Raw genomic sequence first — 5,919 nt, 5'->3', positions numbered from 1 at the left:
CTCACGGTGTGCCGCGGGTTCTGGGGGGGTGGAGCTTGCGGAGCCCCCCCAGGTTCCGTGGCAGGGTGCGGAGGGCTGTCCGACCGGAGGGACCCCCCCGCGACCCCTGCCGACCCACCCACGGACCCGCAGTGGCGTACGGCGCCCCCTCCCCCTCTGGGAGCGGTGGCCCGGGGGTGCAGGGGGCGGAGCGCCCCTGCGTAGTGACCCGCGCGATCTCTCCGGCCTCCCCCGCACCCCTCCCCGCGTCCCTGTGTGGCCCGCTGACGGCCGATGAGGGGCGCCGTGCCCTCTGGGTCCGGTATCCGGCTGACAGGGCCGCAGAGGGGCGCCTAGGGTCGCCGCGTGATCACCGGGGGGCAATGATGACTCAGACTGAGACGCTTGCAAAAGGCGGATCGATGTGTCAGAGTCAGTCGCATGACGCAGACACCGGCCCAACTGAGGGCCCAAGCCGAAGCAGCACTCAAGCCTTTGGGAGCGAAGAGGATCAGGCTCCTGGCTCAGCTGGAGCAGCTCGACGCGGAGATCCGTCCGGTGATCGTGGAGGCGGTCCGGATGGAGGTCCCCTACCGCAGGATTCGGGACCTGACAGGGGTCTCCCCGAACACCTCGGCCGCGTGGCGGAAGGCGGCCGAGGCGGAGTGATCTGAGGGGCTCCTCGCGCGCGTATATGCGCGCGTGCGTAGGGCCCCCCTCCCCTCCCCCGACCGCAACCCGCAACCTTGCAGGTCAGAGGCGGTTGCACCCCGCAACCCGACCGCAACCTGCAACCAGAGGCGCAACCAGCAAACGAAGACGGGCCGGACCGCCGCAGCGAACGGCGATCCGACCCTCATCCACGCACCTGAAGGAGAACCGTGGACGTGAAGGAAGTTTGGCGGAAGGCGACCGATTCGACCAAGTCCGCCTGGCGGGCATCGGCCACCGAGGTGACCAACGTGGTCGATGCCCTGTCCCCCATGTGCGCCCCTGTGGCGGCTCGGTGGGACGCGGCGGCGGACCGGCGCCAGGCGCTCCGGACGCCGGAAAATCTCAAGAAGCTCATGGCCGCTCAGCGTGAGAACACGTCGGCGAGGGCGACGGCCGCGACCGCGAAGGGGCAGCGGACGGCGGCACGGCAGGCGAGCAAGAACCCGTGGAACGGCGCCCGGCGGGCGGCGAAGACGGCGGACAGGGCGGCGCGGTCGCACCGGATCGCCGCGCGGGCCGCGTTGAAGGAGGCGCGGGCGAACTACCCGGCGACGATGGCGCAGGTAGCCCGGCGGTGGCACGCCGTGCATGTCGTCCCGGCGGCGGTCGGCACGTACGCGTGGTCGACGCCTGCGGACTGGGAGACGTGGCCTTTGGCCACCTCGGTCGCGGTCATCGCGGCCAACGCCTCGGCGCTGTGGCTCGGTCGCCGGTCGGTCTCCGTGCAGGTCGAGGATGGGGTCACGGCGGAGGAACGCCGCTTGCTGGAGCGCCTGGACCCGTCGTACTGGGTGCAGCACGCCGACTCGCGCGGCCTGTCCGGCACGCTGACCGAGCGGCCCGAAGTGACGGCGGCCGGGATCGTGTGCGGCGTCCGGCTGGACGGCAAGGGCTGGTCGGCGAAGAAGCTCGCGGCCGAGTCCGCGGCGGTCCGCGCCCTGCTCGGGATGCGGACCGAGACGCGGATGCAGATCAGCGATGGCAGCCATGGCGACCGCGCGCTGATCGTGATCCGCACCCGGTCCGCGTCGGACGGCATCTCGATGACCTGGACGCCGGAGCACACCGGCATCGGCGTGGACGAGGTGACCGGCGAGATCGTGGACGTGCCGATGGCGGGCACGCACAAGCTGATCGCGGGCGTCACGAACATGGGCAAGAGCGTCTCGTGGCGGCCGTGGATGATGCAGGCCGTGGCCGACCCGCTGTGGGCGGGCATCCTCCTCGACCCGAAGCGGCTGGAAGCCCGGCTGTGGCAGGGGAAGGTCCGGACGGAGGGTCACCAGCGCGGCTCGAACGAGGAGATCCGGCAGGCGATCTACGACGCGATCTGCGAGCTGGTCGCGGAGATGCAGCACCGGCAGGAGATCGCGGACGTCACGCAGTGGGTGCCGACGCCGGAGCACCCGAGCCTCTTGGTCGTCATCGAGGAGGGACGGCAAATCCTCCAGATGGCCAAGGACAACCGGTGGAAGGACGTCCTCGACCTGATCGACGACCTGTACACCCTGGCCCGCGCGACGGGGATCTGGATCATCTGGGCGACCCAGTACCCGTCCCGCACGAACGGCGGCGTCACGGCGATGGTCAGCGAGAACAGCCTCACGGTCATGTCGCTGACGGTGGACTCGCCGGTGTCCGACCGCGTGGTCTACGGCGAGAACGCGGCGACGACGGGCTGGGAGCCGTCGACGCTCGGCGGCATCCCTGGCCGGGCCCTGATCAAGCACAAGGACCGCAAACCCAGCCCGGTGCGGATCTGGCACGTCCTGGATGAGGCGGTGGAGGCGCTCCCGAAGGTGACCCCGTGGCAGCACGTCGCCACCTTGGCGCCGGAGCCCGCCGACCCGGGCGGCGGGCCGCGCCTGACCCTGGTGAAGGAGGCACCCGAAGCGGCGGCCGAGGAAGCGCCGGCGCCCCGCGCTGAGGAATCCGCGGCGACCCCGGCCGGTACCCCGACCAACCGGAATCGGGTCCTGGACACGGTCCGGTCGGCGTCCGGCCCGCTCGCCCAGAAGGACATCGTGGCGGCGACCGGCATCGACAAGGGCGGCGTCTCCCGCGCCGTCGCGGCGCTCGTCAAGTCCGGCGACGTGGCCAAGACCCCGGCAGGGATCGTCATCGCGGGCAAGGAGGTGTCGGCATGAGCAAGCAGACGATGGAGAGGGCCGCGCTGATCGCGGCCGGGCTCGTGATCGTGACCCTGACCGCCCTTGCCTTCTGGCTCAGTTACGCACACCTCGCCGAGGTGGCCGGCCAGCACGGCCTGGCAGGCTCCCCGATCCGCCAGTGGGCATGGCCCGCGACCCTCGACGCCTTCATCGTCGGCGGCGAACTGCTCATGCTGCGGGCCGGTCTCCAGGGCCGCACCGACTGGTGGGCGATCACCGCCACGGCGGCCGGGTCGATCGGCTCGATCGTCCTCAACGTCGCCGGAGTGGCCGGAGCGAGGGACGGTCAGCACGTGCCCTTCCTCGACTACGTGACCGCCGCTGTCCCCCCCACTGCCGCACTGCTGGCTTTCGGGCTCCTCATGAGGCAGGTCCACGGCCTCGTGGACGACGCCGCACCCGCCGTCGAGCCGGGCAGGGACACCGAGGTGTCCACAGTGGACGCCCCGGTGTCCCCCACCCCCCTGCCGGAGCCTGTGCCGGCCACCGCATCGCCGCAGGTCATCTGCGGGGCACACCTCGAAATCCCGCCTGTCCCCCCCCGCCCGAAGCTGAGCACCGAGGAAGCCCGCGCCGCGATCGAGCAGGCATGGCGGGACGGCCTGAGCGTCCGTGAGGCGGCCCGGGTGTCCACCCGCGCCCCCTCGCAGGTGCAGCGGGTGTACGCACGCCTCGACACCGAGAACGCCCCCGTCCACCCGCGACACGACGACGACCACATCGAGGGTCAGACCGAGATTGAGGTCCCGGCCGCCGCGTGACCGAGAGAGGGTCAGGGGACACCTCCCCTGACCCTCTTGCGCAGGCTGACACATTGTGTCAGACTGACTCACGTCCGCCTGATCCACCCTCACCCGGCGGGGCGCCGCCACCACCAGGAGGAACCATGCACGAGACCCAGCTTGACGATGTGCCCGCCCGTATCACCGCGTCCGCCGCGCGGCTCGGCGGACCGGCCGCCACCCCGGCCGAGAAGGCAGACGCAGCCGCTCTCCTGCGGGACCTGCTGGAGGCCGCTCGCAGCCACGGCGTCACCCTCGCGCACTTCGACGCCGTGGCCGACCTCCCGCAGGCGGCCCTGATGGTCATCCGCTCGGCCCGCGAGGAGGCGTGATGGCGACCCCGGCCGACATGTCTCACGCGATGCTGATCGCGATCCTCATGCACCACGGCGGCTCGCTCGACCTGCCCGCCGGCGCTTTCCAGAAGGACGCGCTCGGCGGCCTGGACGGCGCGTTCCACGCCGTGGCGATGGAGCCCCGCCTCGATGGCACGGTCCGCATCAGCGTCCAGCCCCGCCCCGCCGGGGACGAGGGAGGAATCACCACGATCTGACCGACACGACGATGCCCCGCCGGTGATCCGGCGGGGCGTCTCGCTCGTAAGGGATGATCACCCCTCAGAAATGGCAACGGCCCGGGCATCTCACCTCCCGGGCCGCCCGCCTCCGCAGGTGCCAAACCACCGAACGGAAACGTTGCTGTGACCAGAGTACGGAGCGAAGCGCCTCCTTCGCCACAGCGGCCCGCCCGCCGCACATGCCGCCGTAGCGGCTGCTCGAAGAAGTTCACCCCAAACCCCCGCACACCGGGCCAAACGTACTGCTCCCCGAACTGCCGGAAGCGCGCTTCCGAGGCGGACGCGGTTCGACCCCCGAAAACGGGGTCTGACCTGCAGAAAGACACCTCCCGAGGTGTCCGCTTCTTGGTAACTGACGAACAGAGTTGTCAGATCGCCGAAACCGCAGGTCAGAGCGGTGCGGTCGATGGGGCCACCGAGGGGGGTCCGGTCACGGTCGTCACCCCGGCTCTGCGGCGGTGGCGGCGCCGCCGGATCATGCAGGAGATCACCGCGATCGACCGGTGCCGGAAGTGCGCGCGCCGCGCCGTGGCGCCGGAGCTGGGCACGCTGACGGCCCGCACCGAGGACGGGAAGGCGTCCGGCCGCGGGGTCCAGCTCTGCGAGTCGATCTGGGCGTGCGCGGTGTGCGAGAGCGCCAAGCGCGCCGAGGACACCCACGAGCTGACCACGGCCGCTCTGCGGTGGCTGGCCCGTGGGGGGACTCTGGCGGCCGTGGTGCTGACCACCCGGCACACCCGTGCGGACGCACTGGACGACCTGGTCTGTGCCCTGTGGGGGACGCGGCAGCGCGTGGACGAGACGACGGGGGAGGTCACGCCGAGGGTCCCGGGCGCCTACCAGCGGCTCCTGACATCGCAGAGCTTCCGGCGCCACGTGGCCCCGGCGGTCGGCTACATCGGCATGGCGCGTAACCCGGAGATCACCCGCTCGCAGGCGGGCGGGTGGCACCCGCACCTGAACCTGCTGGTGTTCCTCGGTGGCCAGTTGGAGGGCACCCCGGCCAACGGCCAGCTGATCTACACGGATGAGGACGGCAACGGGTACTTCGAGCCGGGCGAGGGCCGGAGCTGCACGTTCGAGCCGCCCGCCGAGGACCTGGAGGCGTTCGAGGAGTGGATGCACGGCTTCTGGGCGGGGGCTCTGCGGTCGATCGACCCGACGTACGAGACGTCGACCGAGTGTGAGCGGGCCAACTGCAAGTGCGGCGGCAAGGGCCACGGTGTGCGCATCGACGTGATCCGGTCGCCCGATGACAAGGCGCTGATCGAGTACCTGACCAAGGTGGGCGGGGAGACGGCCAAGTCGGTCCAGGCCGACGTGGACGCGGCCAAGGGCGCGGCGGCCGAAGTCGCCCACTCGACGGCCAAGGGCGCCAAGGGCACCCGGTCGATGACCGCCTTTCAGTTCCTTGACCGGCTGTGGGCGATCGAGCGCGACGGCCTGGCCGAGGCCGACGCCCCGGGGTACGGGACGGCCGAGCAGTGCCGTGCGTGGTCGCTGGAGTACGAGGCCGCGACCCGGGGCCGGCGGGCGTTCGAGATGACCCGGGGCCTCGCCCGGCACACCGACCTGGCGGGCGAGCTGGAGGCGTACCGCTACCAAGAGATGCACCGCCGCCATCGCTCCCGCTTCACATCGCTGCATCAGTCGCCCACGGACGCTCACCAGCTCCAGCCCTTCCTCCAAGCTGAAC

5 protein-coding genes and 1 pseudogene are annotated in these 5,919 nt (G+C 71.4%); all 6 read left to right on the top strand.

Annotation, left to right across the window (positions count from 1 at the left end):
- Positions 1 to 365 precede the first annotated feature (365 nt).
- A complete protein-coding gene (locus tag ACWGOO_RS22245; protein ID WP_376943274.1) occupies positions 366 to 653 on the top strand; it encodes a hypothetical protein in 288 nt (95 codons plus the stop codon).
- Positions 654 to 866: 213 nt separating this feature from the next.
- Positions 867 to 2,840, top strand: coding sequence for a helix-turn-helix transcriptional regulator (locus ACWGOO_RS22240; RefSeq protein ID WP_376220332.1), 1,974 nt, complete (start codon positions 867 to 869; stop codon positions 2,838 to 2,840).
- The gene (locus ACWGOO_RS22235; RefSeq protein ID WP_376169341.1) at positions 2,837 to 3,625 is read left to right on the top strand and encodes a DUF2637 domain-containing protein; all 789 of its coding nucleotides are present in this window, start codon (positions 2,837 to 2,839) and stop codon (positions 3,623 to 3,625) included. Before ACWGOO_RS22240 ends, ACWGOO_RS22235 begins: the two co-directional genes overlap by 4 nt.
- A gap of 125 nt (positions 3,626 to 3,750) precedes the next feature.
- Entirely contained in the window at positions 3,751 to 3,978 is a 228-nt protein-coding gene (locus tag ACWGOO_RS22230) for a hypothetical protein (RefSeq protein ID WP_376041173.1), read from the top strand.
- Positions 3,978 to 4,199 (top strand): hypothetical protein, encoded by a 222-nt coding sequence (locus ACWGOO_RS22225; RefSeq protein ID WP_376041175.1) that lies wholly within the window; start codon positions 3,978 to 3,980, stop codon positions 4,197 to 4,199. Before ACWGOO_RS22230 ends, ACWGOO_RS22225 begins: the two co-directional genes overlap by 1 nt.
- Before the next feature lie 369 nt (positions 4,200 to 4,568).
- Positions 4,569 to 5,919: pseudogene (locus ACWGOO_RS22220) on the top strand (hypothetical protein); the annotation flags it as partial.

This window comes from Paenibacillus sp. NPDC055715 (genome assembly GCF_053617595.1).
The sequence above is the reverse complement of the archived record's forward strand: the minus strand, read 5'-3'. Positions and strand labels throughout refer to the sequence as shown.